Annotated in this window: 27 protein-coding genes, 1 tRNA gene and 1 pseudogene; 24 read left to right on the top strand and 5 right to left on the bottom strand. The window is 36.5% G+C overall.

The window, feature by feature from the left end; all coding sequences use genetic code 11:
* The first annotated feature begins 77 nt into the window (after nt 1–77).
* Both rsmI and IGL28_RS10255 read left to right on the top strand, forming a co-directional pair.
* Nucleotides 78–944: a 16S rRNA (cytidine(1402)-2'-O)-methyltransferase gene (gene rsmI / locus IGL28_RS10260; RefSeq protein ID WP_010718684.1), complete on the top strand. Its 867-nt coding sequence runs from the start codon at nt 78–80 to the stop codon at nt 942–944.
* Between the two features lie 144 nt (nt 945–1,088).
* A complete protein-coding gene (locus IGL28_RS10255; protein ID WP_002328071.1) occupies nt 1,089–1,349 on the top strand; it encodes a hypothetical protein in 261 nt (86 codons plus the stop codon).
* 306 nt (nt 1,350–1,655) lie between these two features.
* Here IGL28_RS10255 and IGL28_RS10250 read toward each other — a convergent pair whose 3' ends face one another.
* Nucleotides 1,656–2,003: a thioredoxin family protein gene (locus IGL28_RS10250; RefSeq protein ID WP_002328072.1), complete on the bottom strand. Its 348-nt coding sequence runs from the start codon at nt 2,001–2,003 to the stop codon at nt 1,656–1,658.
* Between the two features lie 221 nt (nt 2,004–2,224).
* Here IGL28_RS10250 and IGL28_RS10245 point away from each other — a divergent pair, with 221 nt between their 5' ends.
* Both IGL28_RS10245 and IGL28_RS10240 read left to right on the top strand, forming a co-directional pair.
* Nucleotides 2,225–3,175 carry a permease gene (locus tag IGL28_RS10245; protein WP_081128146.1) on the top strand — a complete coding sequence of 317 codons (951 nt, stop codon included), beginning with the start codon at nt 2,225–2,227 and terminating at the stop codon, nt 3,173–3,175.
* Between the two features lie 10 nt (nt 3,176–3,185).
* Nucleotides 3,186–4,049 (top strand): annotated as a pseudogene (locus IGL28_RS10240) (TIGR03943 family putative permease subunit).
* 142 nt (nt 4,050–4,191) lie between these two features.
* On the opposite strand, the gene IGL28_RS10235 reads toward IGL28_RS10240, so the two are convergent.
* The gene (locus tag IGL28_RS10235; RefSeq protein ID WP_010718681.1) at nt 4,192–4,683 is read right to left on the bottom strand and encodes a threonine/serine exporter family protein; all 492 of its coding nucleotides are present in this window, start codon (nt 4,681–4,683) and stop codon (nt 4,192–4,194) included.
* Between the two features lie 15 nt (nt 4,684–4,698).
* The gene (locus tag IGL28_RS10230) at nt 4,699–5,451 is read right to left on the bottom strand and encodes a threonine/serine exporter family protein (protein WP_010718680.1); all 753 of its coding nucleotides are present in this window, start codon (nt 5,449–5,451) and stop codon (nt 4,699–4,701) included.
* 119 nt (nt 5,452–5,570) lie between these two features.
* Between IGL28_RS10230 and IGL28_RS10225 the strand changes: the two genes are divergently transcribed.
* From IGL28_RS10225 to IGL28_RS10190, 8 genes are all read left to right on the top strand, one after another.
* Nucleotides 5,571–5,641: transfer RNA gene (locus tag IGL28_RS10225), tRNA-Gly, on the top strand.
* Nucleotides 5,642–5,926: 285 nt separating this feature from the next.
* A complete protein-coding gene (locus IGL28_RS10220; RefSeq protein WP_375880484.1) occupies nt 5,927–6,643 on the top strand; it encodes a DNA/RNA non-specific endonuclease in 717 nt (238 codons plus the stop codon).
* A 268-nt stretch (nt 6,644–6,911) separates the two neighbouring features.
* Nucleotides 6,912–7,178: an IreB family regulatory phosphoprotein gene (locus tag IGL28_RS10215; RefSeq protein ID WP_010718678.1), complete on the top strand. Its 267-nt coding sequence runs from the start codon at nt 6,912–6,914 to the stop codon at nt 7,176–7,178.
* Nucleotides 7,175–7,606 carry a Holliday junction resolvase RuvX gene (gene ruvX / locus IGL28_RS10210; RefSeq protein WP_010718677.1) on the top strand — a complete coding sequence of 144 codons (432 nt, stop codon included), beginning with the start codon at nt 7,175–7,177 and terminating at the stop codon, nt 7,604–7,606. The genes IGL28_RS10215 and ruvX overlap by 4 nt, the downstream gene beginning before the upstream one ends.
* A gap of 23 nt (nt 7,607–7,629) precedes the next feature.
* On the top strand, nt 7,630–7,941 hold the full coding sequence (locus tag IGL28_RS10205) for a DUF1292 domain-containing protein (RefSeq protein ID WP_010718676.1): 312 nt from the start codon (nt 7,630–7,632) through the stop codon (nt 7,939–7,941).
* Nucleotides 7,942–7,948: 7 nt separating this feature from the next.
* On the top strand, nt 7,949–8,173 hold the full coding sequence (locus tag IGL28_RS10200; RefSeq protein ID WP_081128140.1) for a hypothetical protein: 225 nt from the start codon (nt 7,949–7,951) through the stop codon (nt 8,171–8,173).
* A 187-nt stretch (nt 8,174–8,360) separates the two neighbouring features.
* On the top strand, nt 8,361–8,921 hold the full coding sequence (locus IGL28_RS10195; RefSeq protein ID WP_081128138.1) for a hypothetical protein: 561 nt from the start codon (nt 8,361–8,363) through the stop codon (nt 8,919–8,921).
* Nucleotides 8,922–9,078: 157 nt separating this feature from the next.
* Entirely contained in the window at nt 9,079–9,255 is a 177-nt protein-coding gene (locus IGL28_RS10190) for an SEFIR domain-containing protein (protein WP_241546312.1), read from the top strand.
* 72 nt (nt 9,256–9,327) lie between these two features.
* Here the strand turns inward: IGL28_RS10190 and IGL28_RS10185 are convergent, their stop codons facing one another.
* Nucleotides 9,328–10,161, bottom strand: coding sequence for a GNAT family N-acetyltransferase (locus tag IGL28_RS10185; protein ID WP_081128133.1), 834 nt, complete (start codon nt 10,159–10,161; stop codon nt 9,328–9,330).
* A 283-nt stretch (nt 10,162–10,444) separates the two neighbouring features.
* Here IGL28_RS10185 and IGL28_RS10180 point away from each other — a divergent pair, with 283 nt between their 5' ends.
* The 6 genes from IGL28_RS10180 (at nt 10,445) to IGL28_RS10155 (ending at nt 16,150) form a co-directional block, all read left to right on the top strand.
* Nucleotides 10,445–12,085: a malolactic enzyme gene (locus tag IGL28_RS10180; protein WP_081128131.1), complete on the top strand. Its 1,641-nt coding sequence runs from the start codon at nt 10,445–10,447 to the stop codon at nt 12,083–12,085.
* A 218-nt stretch (nt 12,086–12,303) separates the two neighbouring features.
* Entirely contained in the window at nt 12,304–13,626 is a 1,323-nt protein-coding gene (locus IGL28_RS10175; protein WP_010718665.1) for a 2-hydroxycarboxylate transporter family protein, read from the top strand.
* Between the two features lie 305 nt (nt 13,627–13,931).
* Nucleotides 13,932–14,327, top strand: coding sequence for a DUF1310 family protein (locus IGL28_RS10170; protein WP_010718664.1), 396 nt, complete (start codon nt 13,932–13,934; stop codon nt 14,325–14,327).
* A gap of 26 nt (nt 14,328–14,353) precedes the next feature.
* Complete coding sequence (locus IGL28_RS10165) at nt 14,354–15,544, top strand: hypothetical protein (protein ID WP_241546311.1); 1,191 nt, start codon at nt 14,354–14,356, stop codon at nt 15,542–15,544.
* 16 nt (nt 15,545–15,560) lie between these two features.
* Nucleotides 15,561–15,878 (top strand): hypothetical protein, encoded by a 318-nt coding sequence (locus tag IGL28_RS10160; protein WP_081128129.1) that lies wholly within the window; start codon nt 15,561–15,563, stop codon nt 15,876–15,878.
* Between the two features lie 23 nt (nt 15,879–15,901).
* Complete coding sequence (locus IGL28_RS10155) at nt 15,902–16,150, top strand: hypothetical protein (RefSeq protein ID WP_081128126.1); 249 nt, start codon at nt 15,902–15,904, stop codon at nt 16,148–16,150.
* Between the two features lie 181 nt (nt 16,151–16,331).
* Here IGL28_RS10155 and IGL28_RS10150 read toward each other — a convergent pair whose 3' ends face one another.
* The gene (locus IGL28_RS10150) at nt 16,332–17,726 is read right to left on the bottom strand and encodes a PLP-dependent aminotransferase family protein (RefSeq protein WP_010738030.1); all 1,395 of its coding nucleotides are present in this window, start codon (nt 17,724–17,726) and stop codon (nt 16,332–16,334) included.
* A gap of 91 nt (nt 17,727–17,817) precedes the next feature.
* Between IGL28_RS10150 and IGL28_RS10145 the strand changes: the two genes are divergently transcribed.
* The 6 genes from IGL28_RS10145 to IGL28_RS10120 all read left to right on the top strand — a co-directional run bounded on the left by IGL28_RS10145 (nt 17,818) and on the right by IGL28_RS10120 (nt 23,589).
* Complete coding sequence (locus IGL28_RS10145) at nt 17,818–18,783, top strand: ornithine cyclodeaminase family protein (RefSeq protein WP_081128124.1); 966 nt, start codon at nt 17,818–17,820, stop codon at nt 18,781–18,783.
* 1 nt (nt 18,784) lies between these two features.
* Entirely contained in the window at nt 18,785–19,576 is a 792-nt protein-coding gene (locus IGL28_RS10140; RefSeq protein WP_081128122.1) for a PhzF family phenazine biosynthesis protein, read from the top strand.
* A gap of 295 nt (nt 19,577–19,871) precedes the next feature.
* Nucleotides 19,872–20,978, top strand: a complete 1,107-nt coding sequence (locus tag IGL28_RS10135; RefSeq protein ID WP_034699072.1) for an alpha-hydroxy-acid oxidizing protein — start codon at nt 19,872–19,874, stop codon at nt 20,976–20,978.
* Nucleotides 20,979–21,240: 262 nt separating this feature from the next.
* The gene (locus IGL28_RS10130) at nt 21,241–22,311 is read left to right on the top strand and encodes an ABC transporter permease (RefSeq protein WP_010738026.1); all 1,071 of its coding nucleotides are present in this window, start codon (nt 21,241–21,243) and stop codon (nt 22,309–22,311) included.
* Nucleotides 22,312–22,323: 12 nt separating this feature from the next.
* Nucleotides 22,324–22,995, top strand: coding sequence for an ABC transporter ATP-binding protein (locus IGL28_RS10125; RefSeq protein WP_010718656.1), 672 nt, complete (start codon nt 22,324–22,326; stop codon nt 22,993–22,995).
* Between the two features lie 21 nt (nt 22,996–23,016).
* A complete protein-coding gene (locus IGL28_RS10120; protein ID WP_081128120.1) occupies nt 23,017–23,589 on the top strand; it encodes a TetR/AcrR family transcriptional regulator in 573 nt (190 codons plus the stop codon).
* The last annotated feature ends 94 nt before the right edge of the window (nt 23,590–23,683 follow it).

Here is a 23,683-nt window from a genome sequence, read left to right as displayed (position 1 = left end):
CTGTTTCAAAAAATTCTTTCTTATTGTCATCGGAGCTACCCGATGTTTTCACGACCTCTTACACAGGAGAATAAATCATGCTTAATCAAAAAAGTTTTAAAGGACATCATGAAACTGGCTCGCTTTATTTAGTACCGACTCCGATTGGCAATTTAGAAGATATGACTTATCGTAGTGTACGGATATTACAAGAAGTAGACTTGATTGCCAGTGAGGATACACGAAATACCCAAAAATTACTGAATCATTTTGAGATTCAGACACCGCAAAAAAGTTTACATGAACACAACTATAAGGAACGAATTCCGCAATTGATCGCTGAGTTGATGTCTGGTCGCTCGATTGCACAGGTAAGTGATGCTGGGATGCCTTCTATTAGCGATCCAGGACATGAGCTGGTACTTGCTTGCATCCAAGCGGGGATTCCAGTAGTCGCTATTCCAGGACCAACTGCTGGGATGACTGCGTTGATTGCTTCAGGCTTGTTACCTCAGCCATTTTTATTTTATGGTTTTTTAGGAAGAAAGAAAAAAGAACAACAAACAACGTTAGAAACATTGAAAGAATACACAGCTACATTGATTTTTTACGAATCTCCTTATCGGATCAGTGCAACTTTAACGAATATGTTGACTGTTTTTGGTAACCGTCAAGTTGTTTTGTGTCGAGAATTAACAAAAATCCATGAAGAATATTTACGTGGAAGTATTGAAGAGTTATTAGACTACATTGAAGAACACCCTGTAAAGGGAGAATGCTGTTTATTGGTTGAAGGAAATACTGGAAGTGAAGAGCCACAAACACAAATTGAAGGATCATTGAAAGAACAAGTCGAACAGTTGATTGCTCTTGGGGAAAAAACAAATGCAGCTATTAAAGCTGTTGCTGTAAAAAATGGACTCAAAAAGCAAGAAGTATATCGACAATTTCACGACTTGGACTAGTTGTATCGAAAAAGATATTTTTTGAAGGAAAGTTATGTCCGAATTGCATAGGAAAGAACGTTTCTTTCTTGGTAATGACCATTTGATTTCAATGAAAATTTAACTGATTTGAGACTTTTTCTAACGATTATCGAGGTGATCAATGTGAAAACATATGTAGGTTTACTTGATAAGATCAGAGTGATAAAGACGCAACCATTGCTTGTTCGGTTTACATTGGAAACCATTCATCAGCCACTTAATTGTATTGTTGCAAATGTCGAGATTGCGGATAAGTTGATGATGATGGAAGAAAGAAAATATAACATTGCTGTTACAGGACACTTGAATCGACGTAATCAGCTAGTTGTTGAGAGTTTGCAAGTGAGAAACCCAGATCAATATACACGAAATCTCAAAATCTAGAGCGAGTGCGAGAAGTACTATGAAATTAGTGTGGTGCAACGCTACTCGTAGATTTCAAATATTAAAACACCATAGAGATTGAATGAAGTTCAACCTCTATGGTGTTTTTACGTAATGTCAACTACATAGCTAAATAAACCATAGTGAAAAAAATACTAGAACGAATTTCTAAAATTTCGCCCATAGTAAGATGAAGGGAACTTAAGCAAACCTAAGTAAACCTAAGAAGTATTTTATCCTATCTAAAGGTTAGCGCGCATCGCACTAATTGTCTTCATATGGCTATAGTATAGGTTAAGACAACGATTACTGAAACAATTCTTCATAGCTGATCGTTTCATCAGAGTTATTTAACTGATCCAGTAGCGTTTCTAGTTTCGCAAAATTGATAAAGCGTGCTTGTCGTTCGACTTCTTTATTTTTATGGTAGATCAAAATAACAGGAGCAGTCAATATTTGAAAGGCGCTAGCTACTTCAGGTGTTTCCACAGCATCTAAATGAAAACTAGGAAAATCATACTGATCCAATAATTTCTTCAAACGAGGAAGAACAGCATGACATACGCTGCAATTTGGCATAGATAAGTAAAGAACTACCGTTTCATCTTGTGCTAATGACTGATGTACTTCTGATAGATTCGTGGTTTTTTTCATATAAAAAACGTCCTTCCTAATCAAAACAGCCTTTCACAATAAACGTTGTGAAAGATTTCGTGAACCAATTTAATCACAATAAGAAAAAAAGTCAATTAACTTGTCTTATTTTTATCAAATAAAAGATAAGAGTTAGGTAAGAAATAGAAGTAACCTTGTTTTTTTTTAGCGAAAAGCGTATATTATTCTGGCAAATGATGTTTATAGTAAGGAGCGAAAAAATGTTTTCTTTTATACCAAATTCGGTATTGCAGATGAGTACGATTTTTCTATCAATCGTTATTGAAGCTTTACCATTTGTTCTATTAGGCTGTCTCATCTCTGGGGCACTACAAGTCTTTTTAACACCTGAGCGAGTCAAACGCTGGTTACCAGATAATCGCTTTTTATCCATTTTGACTGGTTCTGTTTTAGGATTTTTCTTTCCATCCTGTGAATGTGGGATCGTACCGATCGTTCATCAGTTTGTCAAAAAAGGAGTTCCTGTGCATACCGCTTTTGCATTTATGTTAACAGCACCTATTATCAATCCAATCGTCATTTTTTCTACTTTTATTGCATTTGGGAACTCTTGGGAAATGGCCGGTTGGCGAATGGTTGGAAGCTTTGTGGTAGCGTTGATCATTGGTATCTGGCTCGCTTATTTTCAAAAAGAAAGTGTATTGAAAACGAAGATCCAACAAACAATCGATCATAACCATCATCACAACCATCATCATGACCACATCCATGGTACCAATAAACACGAGGAGGTCAAAATTGGGAGAATCAAGCAACTTAGTCAGCAAACAGGTCATGTCCTCACACATTCGATCGATGAATTTTTTGATACGGGTCGGTATCTGATTGTCGGTGGTCTGATTGCCGCTAGTATGCAAACTTACTTGCCAACTCGTGTCATGTTGACACTGGGCTCAACCAAACTACTAGCAATTATTATCATGCTTCTTCTAGCTTTTACGATGTCCCTATGCTCGGAAGCAGATGCGTTCATCGGGTCCTCCTTACTCAGCCTTTTTGGTACAGCTCCTGTGGTGGCATTCTTAGTATTTGGACCAATGGTGGATATCAAAAACCTTTTGATGATGAAACGCTATTTTAATGGTCGCTTTATTTTGATGCTCATTGGTTTGATAGCCGTTAGTGTGATTGGTTTTACATTATTTATCTAGGAGGAGCAGTATGATACGATTTTTGATATTATCTGGTTATTTTGAGCTAATGATGTATTTACAAGTATCTGGGAAATTAGATTAGTACATCAATGTTCATTATCGTTATTTGGCTATTTTATCGATGATTTTATCTGCTTTACTTGCATTGGTCCAATTGTATATTTGGGTCAAGAGTGATTCAGTAAAAGGGAAAAAACAGGGAGATGAAGAAGTACACCATCACCACGATCATGATCACGATCACGGGTTAACCAAACCCTCACAACGAGTGATCGCTTATGTTCTGTTGGCTTTACCTGTTATTGTCGGTACTTTATTTCCAACAGTCAGTTTAGATACGACGATTGTGGAAGCAAAAGGATTCAATTTTCCAATAAGTAAGGAGTCGGTTGGAGACCCTGAAATGCAGACACAATATTTAAAGCCTGATACGAGCATTTATTTTAACAAGTCTGACTATTTGGATCAGATGAAAAAATTAAAAGAAAAATATGATGACAAACAGCTTATTAAGATCACTGATGAGAATTACTTGGAAGTCATGGAATTGATTTATAATTACCCAAGTGAATTTATTGGGAAAAAAATCTCTTATGAAGGCTTTGTGTATAAAACGCCAGATGGGGAAAAAGAAGATAATTTCTTATTCCGTTTTGGAATCATCCATTGCGTTGCTGACTCAGGTGTATTCGGTCTATTGACACATATGCCGGAAGGAACGAATGTCAAAAACGATGAGTGGTATAAAGTCGAAGGCACCATCCAATCTGACTACTATGAACCCTTCAAACGGGACATTCCAGTTGTAGAGGTCAGTACTCTAACCAAAATCGAGGCGCCCAAAAATCAATATGTGTATCGGTCATTTTAAAGCAAAGACTAAAATTATTAGTGACAAAAATAACTGATGTGACAATAAAAAACCAAAGTACTTGAAAATAGCTTGTAGCTTGCCTATTTTGTAGATACTTTGGTTTTTTATTCATGGCACGATTATTTTCGCCGTTACTTTTTCATTTATGAACGTTTTTAGTTGTTCTTTTTTTTCGTTTCAAAAAAATGGCTTCTCGTTTTAATTTGAAGTTTCGGATATTGTGGTTGAAGACCTCTGATAAAACGAGTCCTAAAGCAATAGCACCAGCAATCATGATCGCTTGAACTGTATAACTTGCAGCTGCCTGATACGAGCCAGTTACTAGATTTCTCACTGCTTGATAAGCCAGACCTCCAGGAACTAGTGGTACCATGCCAGGGATATTAAAGATGGTTACAGGCATTTTTAATCGTTTAGAAAAAAGATCACTGATAAATGCAACACCTAAAGAACCCAGTAACGAACCAAAAGCCGGCGTACCACCTAAGTCCACACATACCCAATAGATCATCCAGCCAAAGGCACCAGAGAGCCCGCAACAAATCAAGGCACGTCTAGGAACGTTGGTGATGATCGCAAAAGCCGCTGTGGCTAAAAAGCTAAAAGAAAATTGAATAAATAGATTCCACATCATCATGTTCCTTTCTCAATAAAAAAGTTGGAAGATAAAGGCAATCGCAAATCCGATCATTGTGGCAGTCATCATGGCTTCTGTACCACGAGAAACTCCAGAAACATAGTGTCCAGCTAGTAAATCCCGAATAGCATTTGTAATCTGTACTCCAGGAACAAGGGGCATGACACAACCGATGATGATCAAATCCTGATTGGCACCTAATCCGACACGAACGCTGAGAATAGCTGTAAGACCAATTAACAAGGAAGATAAGAACTCTGACAAAAATTTGATCCGAAAAAATTTTAAACTATATAAGTAAATCGCATAGCCGATACCGCCGATCATCAAAGTGATTGGTAGATCACTCATTTCTCCACCAAATAATACCATGATCGTTCCGCTAATCACCGCAGCACTTAAAATTTGAAGCCATACTGGGAAAAATGACCGATCTTTTTCAATGGCTTGTAAGGCAATGTAGAGATCATTTAAAGTTAACTCACCAGCAACATATTTTCTAGAAAGATTATTGACATTGACAACTTTTTCCAGATTAATGGAGCGATTGGTGATTTGTTCCATTCTAATGGTTGACGTACGGTCAAGACCAATAAACAAACCCGTTTGAGTAACATAGCTGACCAGGCGATAATTGCCAGAAGCAAGAGCGATTCGGCTCATTGTGTCTTCTACTCGGTACATCTCAGCGTTGCTTTCCATCATGATTTTGCCAGCTAATAAACAAGTATCAAGTAATAAATCCAACTCTTTTTCTGTCATAATATTTTCTCCAATAGTTCATTTGTTGCTTTTATTTTACTACAAATGACTAAATAAAAGAGAAATAAATAAATACTTGAGTATGAAAAGAAAGAGGCGTATACTGATTTTTGTAAGATGCGGGTGTAGTTTAGTGGTAAAATCCCAGCTTCCCAAGCTGATGTCGCGGGTTCGATTCCCGTCACCCGCTTAAACGAACGATAGGAATGAAGAGAAACAGTATTGATCACATTTTGTTTGATCAATACTGTTTTTTGTTTTTGAGTCACAAGGCATTTTTTGCTTGATTAAGTGAAAACATACTGTTTTAAGATCAATGATTTTTTATGACGTATTCTTTTTAAGAAGAGATCCATTTTTACTTAGTATAGAGAATTAAAGGTAGAAATAAATGGAATAAAATAAGTTTAAATATTTTAAAAAAGGGGAACGTATGTTAAAGTTTAGAATAGTTGTTTAGAAAAGGAGTAAAGAAATGCAGAAAAAATCAACAAAAGCCATTATGGGTGTGGTTGTTGCTGTTTTAGCAGGGGCACTAGGACTATCAACACAAAAAAATTCAGATATTATCCAACAAATTACTGGGTTATTTGACTCAACCCCACAAGCGTCAAAAGTAGCAGACGTACCAGAATATGATGGGAAGCATCAAGAAATTGAGATCAATCAGAACCGCCCGGATTTCACTGAAGAAGATTTGAGCTTAGCTAAAGGAACATGGCAAAGCTATTCAAATATTGATCGATTGAACCGTGTAGGTGCGGCCAATGCGTTATTGGGAAAAGACCTTTTTCCCAAAGAAAAACGCGAGCCGTTGTATATTGATCCAACTGGTTGGAAACAAAAAAAATTAAGCGATGGCCAATGGCTTTATAATCGTAGCCATTTGATTGGTTATCAATTGACTGGACAAAACAACAACATCAAAAATTTGATGACAGGTACTCGTTCATTAAATGCGCCGTATATGCTAGTCCATGAAAATGATATTGCCGCTTATATCAAAGAAACCAATCATCACGTTCGTTATCGTGTCACTCCACATTTTAAGGGGAATGAATTAGTTGCCAGAGGAGTGCAATTAGAAGCAGAAAGTATTGAAGATAAAAAAATAAAATTTAATGTGTTTATTTATAACGTTCAAGAGGGTTATGAAATCAACTATGATACCGGACAGGCGAGAAAAAAATAGCTAATGACATTCGATAGTATACGAAAAAAGTATGAACTTTTTGAAGAATTATCGAAAAAGCTTATATTTATTTAAATATAGCGTATACTTTGGTTAAGATACGATCAAGTAACTGAACATTTGATCACAAATATGTTAAAGTAATGAGAAGTCTGTTTATTAATTTAACCGGAAGTTTTTTAAGATTTATTTGTAGTTTTAAGGTAATTCGAGTAAAATAAAAGTGTAGAAGGTAAATGAATACCTTGCGGGAAAGAGGTGTAGAATCATGGGTTTTACAGATGAAACCGTACGTTTTGGTTTTGACGATAGTCGTAAAAAAGAAGTAAGTGAGACATTAGCGATCGTTTATCGGGCTTTAGAAGAAAAAGGCTACAATCCAATTAATCAGATTGTTGGCTACTTGCTTTCTGGAGACCCGGCCTACATTCCTCGTTATCGTGATGCAAGAAACTTGATACGCCGTCACGAACGCGATGAAATCATGGAAGTAATTGTTAAAGATTATCTAACAAACCATGGGGTAAGTATATGAGAGTAATGGGCTTAGATGTGGGCTCAAAAACAGTTGGTATTGCTGTTAGCGATCCATTTGGTTGGACCGCTCAAGGAGTAGAGATCATTCGTATTGATGAAGAGGCGGAAGAGTTTGGCTTTGACCGTTTGAAAGAACTAGTCGATCAATACGAAGTAGACCGATTTGTCGTAGGCTTACCTAAAAATATGAATAATACAATTGGACCAAGAGCAGAAAGCTCAATGGCTTATGGAGAAAAAATTAAAGAATTATTCTCGTTACCAGTTGAATATCAAGATGAACGACTAACCACAGTTCAAGCTGAACGAATGTTAGTTGAGCAAGCCAATACATCAAGAGCTAAAAGAAAAAAAGTGATTGATAAATTAGCTGCTGTCATGATTTTACAAAATTATTTAGACGGTTCAGGAAAAAAATTATTTTAATTTCAATGAAAAGAGGGAGACTTATGACAGAACATAACCACACACATGACCACGATCACGAAGGGCACGAGCATATCACCTTAGTAGATGATCAAGGAAACGAAACGTTATATGAAATTTTATTAACAGTTGATGGACAAGAAGAATTTGGCCGTAACTACGTATTGCTTTATCCAGCTGGTGTACCAGAAGATGAAGATGTTGAGTTGCAAGCCTATGCTTATGTCGAAAATGAAGACGGCACAGAAGGCGAACTAGAACAAATTGAAACTGATGCAGAATGGGACATGATTGAAGAAGTATTCAACACGTTCATGGCTGAAGAAGAAGAATAGTCTTAAAATGACGGCTGAACCCTTGATGGATAAGGGTTCAGCTTTTTTGTGTTTTGTTTTGACCAAGATTGTTTTTGGAAAATTATGGGAATTTATTAAGGAAAATTATCTTGCTATGTTAGTAATAGGGGCGGTATTTGGTCTTGCTATATTATCAGGGGTCACTCTAGCTACAATAGTTAGTGTACTAGCTACAGCATTTGGGTACATCTTAGAAGTGATGAGTATTTAAGAAATAAGATGAAAATCTTTACAATAGTAACTTGATGTTATTACTGTAAAGATTTTCTTTAATAGCTGTAAAAGATGCCGTTATTAATTGGACTTAATAAACAAAAAAGAAAAAATTATTATAGATTAATGTTTACATAGTTAATATTTGTTATAATTTTTTTTTATAAGAATATTGAGGTGAACAAATGGCATTCATTAAATTAATTTTTTCTATTTTTTCTCTGGCTATGTTAATTACTATGATTGTTAGTTTTATTATGATAATGAAATTTACTATAGTACAGCATAGATTGAACTTTAGGAAAAAACAATATATAAAGAAGAGTTTTCCAAAACTCACAAAGAAAGATCTCAAATATCGTCAAATAAAAATATTTAACTACCAACAGCTATACCTTAATAGTGGTTTTAAACATAACCTTCAAATGACTGCTCTAATCGGTTCATTTATAGGAATGATAGCGATGTTTATAATTGCATTATTTACAAAAGATGTAAATCTATCGTTTGTGTTATTGTCTCTTACTTTCTGTTTGATTTCTATTTTTATATTGACACAACCTAGTTTGAAAGAACGAAATAGTTTTTGGAATGATTATTTAGAAAAACATCCAGATAATCCATTGAACGTTTGTTCATTCCCTTTAGACTTAGATGAAAAAGCGTATGAGAATGAAAGAAAATTAGGTCTTTATAGTCTTATTTTTGCTGTCTCTCTTTTTGTTGTTTCTTTTATAGGAAATTAGGAAGTACTTGTTTTTATAAAAGTTTAAAAGCTTCTGTTTTTTTATGAGGGCAGAAGTTTTTTATTTTTATCCTTTATAGATAATCTACATTAGGTATAGAAAGAGTAAGTTGTGCTACATATATAGTATTAATTACATATTCATAGGGAAAATACTATTGGAAAATATTAAAACAAAAAAGGTGTTTATTTCGTATAGTTGGTCAAATGAAGAACACAAGGAAATGGTAATACGATTAGCTGAAGAGTTAGTGAATCTTGGTTCCTTGTCAGATATTATTGAGGGAGAGCCTATAAAAAATGTTGGTGAACTTCACCAACATCAAAACGTATAAAGCCATTCTATATAGAGCATTTCTTAACTGAAAAACTGTTTTATTTCTAGTGATATTTTGGAGTGACAGCTTTCAATATTTAGTCAGTTGGCAAACATAGTAATCAAATGTACTTTTCTTTTCAAAGCCCATGTTTACATATAAATCATATGCAATTTGATTGGTTGCGTCGACTTCTAAATAAATTTCTTTTTCTTCTTTGATTAATAATTCTTGGATCAAACGGTTCAAGCAAAGTTTACCTAACCCTTGACCACGAAAAGCCGGTGCTACGACTAAGCCGTAGATACCATAGGAAGATAGATCCTCTTCGATTCGGGCACAAGCAATCAGTTGATTTTCTTTATGAAAAACAACTGTTTTCTCTAAATCTTCAGATGACAATGGAGGAACCGTTGCCCCAATTTCTCCTAATTGGAGTTGGGCGATTAGGGAAGATTCCTTTAGAGTAGCTTTTTGTGGTCGATAAGGAGAATCTAGCTGTTTAAATTTGTTTGGCTGAAGAATCAACCGATACTCAGTAAACTGTTTGTTCAATTCTTTTTTCGACTCAAAGTAATTTTTCAAAAAAAGGTCACGTGGATCAGTGATGTAAAGAATCGTTGTTCGACCGATGGTTTGAGCGAATCGCATTATTTCATCAAGTAGTTGTTGTAAACAAGCCAAATTTTCATGCACGATCATTGTCACTTCTAGTTCGCTCTCATCATAAAAACTTAAAAAAGCATAGGCAATAAGTGTCTCTTCTTTAAAACAAAGGACATGGCGGATCTGGTCGTTCGTTTGTTCAGCAAAATCAGGAGCTAGTTTAAACTGGCAGTGACGCTGCTGTTCGATCTGTTCTTTCAATTCACGGATCGTTTGCTTGGTATCAGGTTGTAGCTGTCTTGTGATAAATACTTTCATTTATTTTCCCCAATCAAAAGATTTTTCTCATCTTATCTTATTTTTTTAACCAACACAATAAGAAAGTGAATCGCGGTAGTTGGTCGTTCCTTCATTTGGTCATGGAGCCAGAAAGCGAGTCATTGTATTCAACGAGAGTGTCATACAAATGCAATGCTCATAAAAATATAGTTTATAAGGAAAAGTGACATATAAATAAAATTTATGGTAGGTATTAGTTTTGACTATATTCTTTTCTCACGCCTATACTTCCCTTGTTACTAAAACCTAGGAGGAATTAGCTATGTTGACAGGATTAAACTTATTAAATAATCCATTTTTAAATAAAGGAACAGCTTTTACGAAAGAAGAACGTGCGAAATATGGGATTACAGGTATGTTGCCAAGCACAGTCCAAACGTTAGAGGAACAATCGATTCAAGCATACGGACAATATTTGAGTAAACAAAGTGATCTTGAAAAACGAATCTTCTTAATGAATTTATTCAATACAAACCGGACACTTTTCTATAAATTAATGGGACAACATTTAGTTGAGTTTATGCCAGTTGTTTATGATCCAGTCGTTGCGGATTCAATCGAACAATACAATGAAATTTTCTTAAAACCGCAAGATGCTGCGTTTCTTTCAATTGATGAACCAGAAAATATCAAAGCAAGTTTACAAAATGCTGCGGACGGTCGAGACATTCGCTTGATCGTGGTGACTGATGCAGAAGGAATCTTAGGTATGGGTGACTGGGGAGTCAACGGTGTAGATATTGCGATCGGTAAATTGATGGTTTATACAGCAGCTGCTGGAATCAACCCTGCCCAAGTATTACCTGTATCGATTGATGCAGGAACAAATAATGAAGAATTACTAAATAATCCATTGTATTTAGGAAATCGCCATCGTCGTGTGACAGGACAAAAATATTATGAATTTATCGATCAATTCGTTGATGCAGCAACGGATCTTTTCCCAGAACTATTACTACATTGGGAAGATTTTGGACGAGGAAATGCTGCAACGATCTTAGAAAAATATGAAGATAAAATCACTACTTTCAATGATGATATCCAAGGAACAGGGATTGTTGTTCTTGCTGGTGTACTAGGTGGACTGAATATTTCTGGAGAATCATTGAAAGACCAAATTATTTTGACTTTTGGAGCCGGTACTGCGGGCGTAGGTATTGCCAATATTCTATTAGACGAAATGATTCGTCAAGGTGTATCAGAAGAAGAAGCTCGAAAACACTTTTATCAAGTAGACAAACAAGGGTTATTATTTGAAGATACAGAAGGTTTGACTCCAGGACAAATTCCTTTTGCTCGAAAACGATCTGAATTTACTAATTCTGCTGAATTAACAACTTTAGAAGCGGTCGTAAAAGAAATTCATCCAACAATCATGATTGGGACATCGACTCAACCAGGTGCGTTTACGGAAGAAATCGTTAAGGAAATGGCAAGCCATACACCACGTCCAATCATCATGCCATTGTCTAATCCAACGAAATTAGCGGAAGCGAAAGCCAAAGATTTAATTGAATGGACTGATGGGAAAGCATTAGTAGGAACTGGGATTCCGGCAGCAGACGTGGAATATCAAGGAGTAACTTATCAAATCGGACAAGCAAACAATGCGTTGATGTATCCAGGGTTAGGACTTGGTTTGATTGCTTCAACTGCTACACGTGTGAATGCTGAGATCATTTCTCAAGCAAGTCGTGCATTAGGTGGAATCGTTGATGTTACACAACCAGGCGCAGCAATTTTACCTCCAGTTGCGAAAATCACTGAATTTTCTCAAACAATTGCAGAAACAGTAGCGAAATCTGTTGTTTCTCAAAAATTGAATCGTGAAGAAATCACTGATACCAAAGCAGCAGTGGAATCTGCTAAATGGGTACCAGAATACCAAGAGTTAGACAAATAAGCTTGACCAAATTTCTAAAACAAAGTGAATGAAGGATTAGTTGAGCACAATCATACACAGAGTACGTTAATCGGTGAAAGGAAAGCAGCTGATTAGATGCAACGAGGTGAAAAATGGGAATCACCTGATGGAGAAGCTATAAAAATCAGATATTGAACTATTTTTCAACGTACCTCAGCCTTTCACCGTGCTTTTTTATTCAGAAAGGATCTGTATGAATGACACAAAGAGAAGAATCAACTACAAAAGTTGAAGAAAAAACAAAAGAAGGATTTTGGACAACTAAGATTACTGGAGTAAGTCTTCCTATCTATTTTGTTATGGTATTAGTCCTGATCGTTGCAATGGCACTTGGAAAATTACCAACGAATATGATTGGTCCGATCGCTGTTCTAGTGATATTCGGGAATTTATTTCATTTTATTGGTACAAAAATCCCAATCGTTAGAAGTTATCTAGGTGGAGGTTCCGTATTTGCGATCTTTGCCTCAGCTGCAATTGCGACTTTTGGTATATTACCAGAATACGTGGTGAAAGCTACTGAAAATTTTGTAAGTAACATGGGTTTCTTAGATTTTTATATCGCAGCTTTAATCACTGGGAGTATTTTAGGGATGAACCGTAATTTACTAATGAAAGCATCAGTACGTTTCATTCCAGTAGCACTTATTTCAATGATTGTCTCGTTTTTTGCTGTTGGTCTAGTTGGAATGTTAATTGGTAATGGGTTTGGACGTTCCGTACTGTATATCTCTTTACCAGCAATGGCTGGAGGAGTTGGAGCTGGCGCAGTTCCATTATCTACGATTTATGCGAACGTCTTAGGAACGAATGCTTCCTCTATTATTTCTCAATTACTCCCAGCTACAGCAATGACTAATGTCTTAGCCATCATTGGAGCAGCTTTGGTTGCTCGTGCAGGAAAATCAATGCCTAAATTGAATGGTGAAGGCAAACTTATGGCAAAAGGCGATCTTGGTGACGGTAAACCACGGAATGTGAAACCATCGATCCCTCAATTAGGTGTAGGTCTAATGGTGTCATTGACATTCTTTATTTTAGGACAAATCGGCAACTACTTTGTGCCAAAAATCCATGCGTATGCGTTCATGATTATCATTGTCGTGATTTGTAAAATTACAAATCTCTTACCTGATTATTATGAGGATGCAGCAATTATGTTCAATAATCTGATCGTTAAGAATTTAACAGCAGCTGTCCTTGCAGGAATAGGGATTGCGCTATTGAATCTAAATGTCTTAGCTTCAGCGTTAACTTGGCAATTCGTTGTTTTATGTTTGACAAGTGTTGTAGCAATCTCGCTCACTTCAGGATTCGTGGGCCGTTTATTCGGTTTGTACCCAGTTGAATCAACCATTACAGCTGGATTGTGTAACAACTCAATGGGTGGTACAGGGAACGTAGCAGTATTATCTGCGGCTAATCGAATGGAACTAATTGCTTTTGCGCAAATGGGAAATCGTTTAGGCGGTGCAATCGTCTTGATCATTTCAGGATTTTTGATGCAACTATTTTCTTAAGAAACGAAGACAATAATTTTTTTCCTACTTTAATCGATAAGAAAAACATAGATCTGGAACAACGTTTGTTCCAAATCTATGTTTTTTTGTTTACATTCTTCTAATTGAGCAGGAACTACCCATGATGAAAGTCATGAGTGTTCTTGGATAATCCATCAAACCAAAAGCATGAATCGTAAAAGAAACCAGATCAACAAAAAAATTGGGTTTATCTGACAAAAATCTTCAAGTACTTGCGTATCTCTATTATGAAAAGAGAATGACGAACGTGTTGGTCAAATAGATAGAAAACAGGAAGAGGATTTATGAAAAAACAAAAAATGTTGTATCGTTTAATGAAAATTTTAGGGATAGCAGTAATCATAATCGGAGGGATTGTGTACATGAAACAAAAGCAGCTTAATGAAGAAATGGTCAATATGATTAAGAGTGACCGAGTAGCGCAACTGATCGAATCTGAGTTAAAACGGTTAGATCCCAAAGCATTAGCAGCTGAAGGAATCGTCCATTCGTATGAAATTGATTACGAAAGTATTGAACCTAATCGTTTAGGAGGAATCAACGTTGAATTGATCATTAATCAAGATAAAGAGTTAACATTAGGATTGGTAGTCAATGAGCGCAGGAACCAATTAGTGAATGATGGATTAGTTCTCTCAGAAAAACTAGATAGGCTGATTGAGAGAGCGGATCAGTCATGAGGATGACTGATGAAGAGAGAATAAGAATGATAAGCCAAAGCTATATGAATCTCGAAGTGAACAAAAAAATTTCAGTGAATCGTCAAACATATGGTTATGTATCAAAGATAATAGATAACAAAAAAAGTGGAGAAAAAAGTTTTATCATTACCGACGGAAATCCAAAAGTGCAAAAGCCAAAAGAAGTGAAACAGATAACTATCCTTTATCAAGGCTCGATAGGGATCAATAAAATACTGGTAAATCCTGGAGATGTATGGCGAGATTGGGGAGTAAACAATCTTCCTACGGCTGTCCAAGTGATCAATGAAGGAGGAGCAACTGCGATGCCGCAATTAAAGTCTGCTGCGCATACATTACAAGAAACCATGCAAATGTATCCCAATGCCAAAGTTTCAGTATACGGCCATTCTTTAGGTTCAATGAATGGACAATATGCTATTTCAGATTTGCCGACTGCTTTTCATGATCGGCTAGAGGGAGTATATCTCTACCAAGGCCCCAACATTTACAGTATTTTAAATCCCAGACAACAAGCAGCGGCAGATAAATTAACGAATGAAGGAAAGATTTTCAATTTTATTGACACAAGAGATTTAGTACCAATCGGGTATTCACTGACAAAAAAACAAGTGGGCACAATAATTGAAGTAACATCTAAAAAAGTGAAGTTGGGCAAACAGCATATGTTGGGCGGTTATTTATTTGATCAAGATGGGAATCTAGTGACACAGTCTAAAGGGATTATCCAATTAGCAAAACATCAGACAAGCAAAGAGTTGGATCGGCTCGCTGAGATTCATCATCAATTTAGTCACAGCGGTAAAGGAATTTCTTCTTCACAAGAGATTTTTTTAGATGCGATGCAAGCGAGAACGATTACCTTGGGATACAAACAAGCGATTCAATCTGAGATAGACACAGTGGTCAAGTGGCTAAACAAGGAGATTGAACAGGCTAATCTTCTTTGGAGCCAAACGAAACGGGATACGAACCGCTGGGGTGAACATTTGAATGATACCGAAAAAATGGCTATTCTGGCAGAAAATCAGGTGACAGAGTACACACTAGTCCGTCAGCCAGTGGATACCTATGAACAACAACTAACCCTATTGCAAAAGGTCCAATATGAATTAGATACGCTGCTGAAACAGATAGTAACCACCATTGAAGAACAGGTGAGGACAGATAAAACATTGTCCCAATATCTTTCATAAAATGGAGGGGTTATGGATGAAAAAAGGTAAAGGACAGTCTCAACCTATGGAAAAACAGTTATATTCAGAAAAAAAACAATTAGAAAATCAACTCGACCAACTAAAGAAAGAAAAAAGTAAATTTGATCATTACTTAGATCACTTAGCAGACCAGTTCCATGATTTTTTGTTTTTTGATGTTTCCCCCCACAGAAAACAGTTCTATCATCTGTTAAATGATAGTAAAGAAGAGGCGGAAGGGATTTTTCGCAGAGAGAAAAGAATGATCGAATGTCGCATTGAATGTCCATTAGTAGAGAAGTATTCTGCTTTAGAGAAAGAATCTAATAACTAATAAAAACGAAATGGGAGAAAAACATGTTTGAAGAATTACAAAGAACATTGGAGAAACAACTCATACGGCTTATTGTTGCAACACCAAGTCATGCCACATCGCAAAATAGAAAAAACTTGACCAAACAAACACTTCAACAGAAGAAACAAACGTTGAAACAGCTGACTACAAGTTATGCAAGTCATTTAAGTCACGTTTCTAAAGGAACATGGGTCAAGACAGCTATCCAAGTGATCGAAAGAACGGCGAATCAATTCGAATGGCTTACTTAAGGAAGTAAAAAAGTTGAGCATGAAGTTGTGCTAAACTTTTTTACTACGAGTAAATGATCGATTCAATGATGAACCGCAATAGCAAGAGAAGACGTTCTAAATCAAGGGAGTGATGGATCTTCTTTTGTTTGCCAGTGATTGAATGATTTTTTGAGTATACCTAAGAATAGAAACTAAAAAATCATAAATAAGCATCGATTTCTTCTTTAATGATCCGTAATCCTTTCTTTAAAATCTCCAAATGATTGGATGATAAGGCGATTCGGATAAAAGGATCAGCTTGTTGTTGACTAGTGAAGCGATTCGAGTGATAGATTCTTATCCCTTTGTTCAAAAAATGTTGTTCTACATCTAAGGGAGAAATATCGGCTCGGATCGGAATATTTCGATAATAAGGATAAGGATTCGAAGGACGAGGTAAATCAAAATACGCATCAAAGCAGTCATTTGCTTCGGCTGTTCGCTTTAATTTTGTTGTTAAGATTTTCTGGACTGTTTCTGGTGAGTGCAAGATTTGAGTGATGATTTCTGCATCTAAACCAGATGTTTTGACGTTTATATTAAAGATTGCTCGTTCAATTCGTTCTCTTAAACGTTCTGGGAATACAAGATAGGCTACACGAAGACCTGAACAGATAAATTTGGTCATTCCTGACAAGTAAATGGTTTGGTCAGGTAGCAGCTGTTGAAACGGTGGCAAAACTTGTTGTTGAAAATGGGTCGTTAAAAAAGAATGAATATCGTCTTCAATAACTAATAACTTTTCTTTGGAAATAATAGCTTTCAATTCATTACGCCGTTGGAGAGACAGTTGAAAACCGATGGGGTTATTACAAGAAGGCATCAGATAAATCCCTTTTATTTTCTTTTTATGACACTCTTGTAGCAATAATTCAGGTTTCATTCCTTCTTGGTCGAAATCGATCGGAACTACTTCTAAGTGATACAAATGCGCTAACTCAATAAAATTGGAATAGGTATATCGATCAATAGCGATTCGATCTCCAGGAGAAAAAAAGGCGGCAAGTGTCACAGCAAGACCATTTTGAACACCAGAAACGATTGCGGTATGATGAATCGTTGTTTGAACCCCTTGAGTCTGTAACCACTCGACTGCCGTCTTTAATTGAAAATTGGTTCCCATAGGGTCACGATAATTCAATAAACCCACGATATTGGGGTTGAGACTGACTGAATGGATAAAAGGCAGGACAAGATGGTTGCAGTCTTCAAAAGAACTAACTAATCCAAAATCAATCACATGCTCAGCTACTTGATTAGTTGAAATCGTGATTGAAGTAAAAGCATTAGGGGAAACGAACGTACCACTTCCAATATTGGTGTACAAGAGACCTTTCTCAATACCATATTTATAGGCCTGACCGACAGTTGTAAAATTGATATCTAAATAGTCGGCTAATTCTCTCTGAGAAGGAAGTTGGGTATTTTTTTGTAACTTACTTGTAAGAATATCTTCTTCTAGCTGTTGGATCAGAGATTTATAGATGGGGCGTGTTAATTTTGTTTTATCAGGTCGCCAAGTGATCGGATAATCTTCATAAGAATTTATGGGCATTTTATTCACCTCTAAAATTGTATTCCATACAATTATACTGTTGAATGTATATAATTCAATGATAATATATGGATGTGAAGGGGAGATTTTTATGAGAAAAATCGATTTTGAAGAAGCAGTATCACGATTAGATTTTCAAGAGGCAATTGAAGTAATGCGTCAGTGTTTTAGCGATTATGGCGAAGGAAAAATTAGTCAAAATACACGTATGGTAGAGATTTTGCCAGATGGTAAAAACAAAAATGTTTTTGCGATGATGCCTGCTTATCTTGGTAAAGATCGTTATTTTGGTGCAAAAATCATTACTGCATTTCCTGATAATCATTTACAAGGACTATCTTCACATTTGGGGGAAATTCTATTATTTGATTCTAAAAACGGTGTACCTGTAGCGCTAATCAACGCGAATGCAGTCACTTGGATTCGTACCGCTGCAGTTTCCGCTTTAGCCACTGATATATTGGCGAAAAAAGAAGCGGCATCATTAGCTTTAATCGGGGCTGGACAACAAGCAAGCTCGCATTTGAATGCGATCTGTGCTATACGTTCAATCAATAAAGTATCTGTCTATGACTTGAGTAAAGAAAGAAGTCAACAATTTATTGAGGAAATGCAAACAGCATACCCGGAAATTGAATTTTCAAGTGGAGAAACACTCGCAGAAACAGTGGAACAAGCTGAGATCATTTGTACGCTAACACCTAGTAAAGAGGCGTTTTTGAAAAAAGAATGGCTTACTCCTGGTACGCATATCAATGCTATTGGTACGTTTACACCAGATACACGTGAAATCACTAGTGAGTTGATGAAAAGCAGTGCCATCTATGTCGATGATTATGAAGCTGCAATGAAAGAAAGTGGCGATCTACTGATTCCGATTGCTGAAGGAGAATTATCAGAATCAGCGATCTCAGGCTCGTTAAGTGAATTGGTTTCAGGAAAAAGATTACTAAAAGACCAACAAGAAACAATCACGATTTTTGATGCCGTTGGCTTAGCGATTGAAGATCTATGTTGTGCAGAATATATTTATCAAAAAGTTAAGGAGTCTGAATAAAATGAAGTTAAGTTATTATGTTGTTGATGCATTCACACAAGAAGTGTTTAAAGGGAATCCAGCAGCAGTCTATGTTTTAGAGAAGTGGTTACCAGATGCAGTGATGCAAAAAATTGCTATTGAGAATAACTTATCTGAAACAGCATTTACTGTCAAAAAGGAGGAACACTATGAGTTACGTTGGTTTACTCCGGATCGTGAAATCGACTTATGTGGACATGCTACTTTAGCAACAGCGTTTGTTTTGTTCAATTATTATGGGGTAGAGGAAGAAACAATCAAATTTACTAGTCAAAGTGGCGAACTTCTTGTGACAAAACAACAAGAAACTTACTATATGGATTTTCCAAGTATCATGCCTAAAAAAGTAGCAATTTTACCTGAATACGAAAAAGCGATCGGTGCAAAAATCAAAGCTGCTTATTTAGCGCGAGATTTATTTTTTGAACTGACAGATGAAGAAACCGTAAAACAGTTGCAACCAAACTTTTCAGCTATTAAAAATTTTGATTTGGGCGTTGGTGTGATCGTGACCGCACGTGGTCAGAAGGAAGATTTTGTTTCTCGTACATTTTTCCCGAAATTAACGATCAATGAAGATCCCGTTTGCGGTTCTGCTCATGCCAATCTTATTCCTTATTGGGCAAATAAATTAAGTAAGAAAAAAATGATTGCCCATCAGCTTTCACCAAGAGGTGGCTACCTTGATTGTGAGTTACGAGGGGAGAGGATCATGATTGGTGGAGAAGCAGTGCTATTCGCTCAAGGAGAAGCTTATATTCCAGAAAATTAAGCATCGCAAATGAAGCAGGAGTTCCCTCTGACAATCTATACCTTTTTCTTCCAGGGCGATTTCCAGAGGATAGAATAGAGATACTAGAAGAGGCTGAGGCAGGTTTTGGCTTAGTCTCTTCTTTTCAACCATAATATTGAAGCTTTCCTAGAAAATCTCTCTATTATTTTACTACTACTTTACTGCTAGAGTTCAAACAGATTATTTGCCTGTATCATTTTTGAGAGGTACGATAATAATGCAAACGCTATCATAAAATTTATGGTTCTTAATTCGAGAGAAAGAAGGCTTTATTATGGAAAAAGTTTATCAAGCTGGTACACATGAAGGGATGATTGATTTCATCAATATGGAAGATCTGGAATTAGCAGCTACTCAAGTAATCCCTAGTGGTGGATATGGCTATATCAGTAGTGGTGCAGGGGATTTGTTTACTTATCGAGAAAATCAAAAAGCCTTTAATCATCAATTGGTTATCCCTCATGTTTTGAAAGATGTGGAATTACCTGATACAACGACCTATTTTTCTGATGAAACATTAGCCGCACCAATCATTATGGCACCAGTAGCAGCGCATGGATTAGCTCATGAACAAGCTGAAAAAGCTTCGGCTAAAGGAGTATCAGAATTTGGAACGATCTATACAGCTAGTTCTTACGCTTCTTGTACCTTGGAAGAAATTAGAGCAGCTGGTGGTCCTGAAGCTCCTCAATGGTTTCAGTTTTATATGAGTAAGGACGATGGGATCAACTTGGATATCTTGGAAATGGCAAAAAGAAACGGAGCAAAGGCGGTTGTTTTAACAGCTGATGCAACAGTTGGCGGAAATCGTGAAACAGATCGGCGAAATGGTTTTACTTTTCCGTTGCCCATGCCAATCGTTCAAGCTTACCAATCGGGAGTCGGTCAAACGATGGATGCAGTCTATAAATCGTCTAAACAAAAATTAAGTCCAAAAGATATCGAATTTATTACGACCCATTCAGAGTTGCCAGTTTATGTCAAAGGGGTACAATCAGAAGATGATGTGTATCGTTCTCTTGATGCTGGTGCACAAGGGATTTGGGTCTCCAATCATGGTGGTAGACAGTTAGATGGTGGTCCAGCTTCTTTTGATTCATTACGCTATGTAGCTGAAGCTGTGGATAAACGTGTACCGATCGTATTTGATAGCGGTGTTAGACGAGGGCAACATGTCTTTAAAGCGATTGCTTCAGGAGCTGATTTAGTTGCCATTGGTAGACCAGCCATTTATGGACTTTCTTTAGGTGGAAGTACAGGAATCAAACAAGTATTTGATTTTTTCAAAACAGAACTTGAAATGGTCATGCAATTAGCTGGAACTCAAACTGTTGAAGATATCAAAAACGCAAAATTGAGAGAAAATCGTTTCATGTGTTAAGACAAAAAATCGGTTTATCAATAGGGATTAAGTAGCAAAACAGCAGGAACAGAGAGTGATTTTGGATAGCATTTTTGAATGATCGTGCTTGTTTTAGGAAAGAAAATTTCAACAAGATATTAACCAGTTTTATAGCGATAATCAAACGGTAAGGCAAACTTATTTAGCCTTACCGTTTTTTTGTGAGCAGATTATTCCTCTAAAAATTTATCAAGTGATAAACTTGTATTATTGTTTGATAAACTTTTAAAGGAGGAGTTAGATGTTTTTAGCATTAAATGAAATCATACATTCAAAATTACGCTATGCGTTGGTTGCTGGGGTGATGTTTTTAATTGCATATTTGGTCTTTTTTTTAACCGGTTTAGCGTATGGACTGGCACAAGATAACCGAACGGCTGTCGATAAGTGGGAGGCAGACTATATTGTACTGTCAAAAGATGCCAATACGAACCTAGGGATGTCAATGATAACGAAAAAGACAGCGCAAGAAGTAAAAGGGGATAAGGTGGCTTACTTAGCACAAACACCAGGGGTCGTAACCAGTAAAGACAACGATGAGGCAGGAAAAATCAATGTTAGTTTTTTTGGTATTGATCCAGATCAATTTATCATGCCTAATATTGTTGAAGGTAAGGCCTTTGTTGGGAACGATGAAGCAGTGGGTGATATTAGCTTAAAAGAAGAGTATGGTCTAGGAATTGGCGATACAGTTAAACTTTCTGGTAGTGACAAAACCTTTCGATTAACTGGATTTACCGAAAATGCGAAGTTCAATGTATCGCCAGTTTTATATACAACACTTGATGCTTACCAAGAAATTCGTTTTGAAAAAACAGATACAAGTGAGAATGCCCGAATCAACGCGGTGGTTGTTAGAGGACAGATAGATGATTTACCAAATGATCTTGAAAAAATCAGCATTTCTAAATTTATTAATGAATTACCTGGCTATAGTGCGCAAGTACTCACTTTTGGTTTTATGATCGGCTTTTTGATCGTGATTGCAGCGATTGTAATCGGAATTTTCATTTATGTGTTGACCATGCAAAAAATCAATATTTTTGGTGTTTTGAAGGCGCAAGGAATGACAGGAGGGTTTATCGCTCGTTCAGTAGTGGCCCAAACTTTCTTACTCTCATTCTTTGGGATCGGTCTTGGCTTGTTGGGAACAGTGGGGACCTCGTTCCTTTTACCAGATACCGTACCTTTTCAAAGTAATTGGTTATTTTTCGGAGTTATCAGTGTTTTGATGTTAGTGGTCGCCATTTTAGGTGCGCTGTTTTCGGTACGAGCAATTGTAAAAATCGATCCGTTGAAGGCAATTGGTTAGGAGATGAAAAAAATGAAAGCAATCGAATTTAAAGATGTCGAAAAGAATTTCAAAGATGGTGATCAAATCGTCCACGCACTGAAAAAAACCAATGTCAGTGTAGATAAAGGCGAATTTGTTGCGATCATCGGTCCTTCTGGTTCAGGAAAAAGTACTTTCTTGACCATTGCAGGTGGCTTACAAACGCCTAGTAAAGGGTCTGTTTTGATCAATGGGCAAGAATTTAGTGCTCAACCTGAGAATCAGCGGGTAAAATTACGTTTTAAGGAAATCGGATTTATTTTACAAGCGTCTAATTTGGTTCCATTTTTATCGGTCAAAAAGCAATTGATATTAGTGGATAAAGTCAAACATGAGAATCGTCAGAAAGAAGCGAATGAACTATTTGAGCAGTTAGGTGTTGCCGAATTGGTCAATAAATATCCAGAAGAATTATCAGGAGGAGAACGGCAAAGAGTCGCCATTGCTAGAGCGCTTTACAACGATCCGTCCATTATTTTAGCAGATGAACCAACAGCCAGTTTAGATTCAGAAAAAGCAAGAGAAGTCGTAGATATTTTAGCGAAAGAATCGAAAGAAAAAAATAAAGCCATCATTATGGTCACCCATGATACACGCCTGATTGACAAATGTGATAAAGTGTTTATGATGGAAGACGGTGTTTTTCAAGAAAAAACAGAATAAGCATAAAAAGAAGGTGTGTATGTGGTTCATCGCTATAACAAAGACACGCAAAAAAAGATTTTACATGAAGCCAATCATTTGTTTATGTCAAAAGGCTATCTCGGCACGTCTACTCGTGAAATTGCTAAGAACGCCGGGATTACCCAACCCAATCTTTATCATTACTTTAGTGACAAAGAAAAACTTTACCAGGCAGTTCTGGAACAACATTTGAAAACAGTAGGGGACGATTTGAGGAAGATCGCCGCAACGAGTGCCGATGATTTTCAACAAACGTTGACTAAGATGGCTGAATATCTTATCGAAACCCATCTCATTGATTTGTTTATGATGCTGCATGATTTGAAGCTCAATCTTTCAGCTGAAACAAGAAATCATTTGTTTTGTTTATGGAAAAAGAATTATCGGGAACCTTTTGAAAAGATTTTTGCCAATCATCAACAACTATTACGAAAAAACGTCACACAGGAACTGGCAGCGAAACATTTTTTCCTTTTACTAGCCCCTTATATTACTGAATCTGGTCATTCAGAGGAACAGCCTTTTGATGTGGCGACTTTGATCGATCTTTACTTAAATGGGGTTATTGTTTAGCTTGAGACGAATAACGGTTGTGTAAGCTCCGTTCGATTGGATGGATCTGATGTTTTGGAGACACTATATGCTGTCTCCAAAACATCAGATCCAT

This window comes from Enterococcus sp. AZ077 (assembly GCF_051714965.1).
Lineage (GTDB): Bacteria > Bacillota > Bacilli > Lactobacillales > Enterococcaceae > Enterococcus_B > Enterococcus_B hirae.
This window is presented reverse-complemented; position numbering and strand designations above follow the sequence as displayed.

Coding starts and splice junctions, on each gene's coding strand:
- IGL28_RS10165 (WP_241546311.1), top strand. CDS start 14,354: ATGATAAGCCAAAGCTATATGAATCTCGAAGTGAACAAAAAAATTTCA.
- rsmI (WP_010718684.1), top strand. CDS start 78: ATGCTTAATCAAAAAAGTTTTAAAGGACATCATGAAACTGGCTCGCTT.
- IGL28_RS10130 (WP_010738026.1), top strand. CDS start 21,241: ATGTTTTTAGCATTAAATGAAATCATACATTCAAAATTACGCTATGCG.
- IGL28_RS10215 (WP_010718678.1), top strand. CDS start 6,912: ATGGGTTTTACAGATGAAACCGTACGTTTTGGTTTTGACGATAGTCGT.
- IGL28_RS10150 (WP_010738030.1), bottom strand. CDS start 17,726: ATGCCCATAAATTCTTATGAAGATTATCCGATCACTTGGCGACCTGAT.
- IGL28_RS10195 (WP_081128138.1), top strand. CDS start 8,361: ATGGCATTCATTAAATTAATTTTTTCTATTTTTTCTCTGGCTATGTTA.
- IGL28_RS10145 (WP_081128124.1), top strand. CDS start 17,818: ATGAGAAAAATCGATTTTGAAGAAGCAGTATCACGATTAGATTTTCAA.
- IGL28_RS10185 (WP_081128133.1), bottom strand. CDS start 10,161: ATGAAAGTATTTATCACAAGACAGCTACAACCTGATACCAAGCAAACG.
- IGL28_RS10220 (WP_375880484.1), top strand. CDS start 5,927: ATGCAGAAAAAATCAACAAAAGCCATTATGGGTGTGGTTGTTGCTGTT.
- IGL28_RS10250 (WP_002328072.1), bottom strand. CDS start 2,003: ATGAAAAAAACCACGAATCTATCAGAAGTACATCAGTCATTAGCACAA.
- IGL28_RS10180 (WP_081128131.1), top strand. CDS start 10,445: ATGTTGACAGGATTAAACTTATTAAATAATCCATTTTTAAATAAAGGA.
- ruvX (WP_010718677.1), top strand. CDS start 7,175: ATGAGAGTAATGGGCTTAGATGTGGGCTCAAAAACAGTTGGTATTGCT.
- IGL28_RS10135 (WP_034699072.1), top strand. CDS start 19,872: ATGGAAAAAGTTTATCAAGCTGGTACACATGAAGGGATGATTGATTTC.
- IGL28_RS10175 (WP_010718665.1), top strand. CDS start 12,304: ATGACACAAAGAGAAGAATCAACTACAAAAGTTGAAGAAAAAACAAAA.
- IGL28_RS10230 (WP_010718680.1), bottom strand. CDS start 5,451: ATGACAGAAAAAGAGTTGGATTTATTACTTGATACTTGTTTATTAGCT.
- IGL28_RS10155 (WP_081128126.1), top strand. CDS start 15,902: ATGTTTGAAGAATTACAAAGAACATTGGAGAAACAACTCATACGGCTT.
- IGL28_RS10125 (WP_010718656.1), top strand. CDS start 22,324: ATGAAAGCAATCGAATTTAAAGATGTCGAAAAGAATTTCAAAGATGGT.
- IGL28_RS10140 (WP_081128122.1), top strand. CDS start 18,785: ATGAAGTTAAGTTATTATGTTGTTGATGCATTCACACAAGAAGTGTTT.
- IGL28_RS10160 (WP_081128129.1), top strand. CDS start 15,561: ATGAAAAAAGGTAAAGGACAGTCTCAACCTATGGAAAAACAGTTATAT.
- IGL28_RS10205 (WP_010718676.1), top strand. CDS start 7,630: ATGACAGAACATAACCACACACATGACCACGATCACGAAGGGCACGAG.
- IGL28_RS10170 (WP_010718664.1), top strand. CDS start 13,932: ATGAAAAAACAAAAAATGTTGTATCGTTTAATGAAAATTTTAGGGATA.
- IGL28_RS10235 (WP_010718681.1), bottom strand. CDS start 4,683: ATGTGGAATCTATTTATTCAATTTTCTTTTAGCTTTTTAGCCACAGCG.
- IGL28_RS10245 (WP_081128146.1), top strand. CDS start 2,225: ATGTTTTCTTTTATACCAAATTCGGTATTGCAGATGAGTACGATTTTT.
- IGL28_RS10200 (WP_081128140.1), top strand. CDS start 7,949: ATGACGGCTGAACCCTTGATGGATAAGGGTTCAGCTTTTTTGTGTTTT.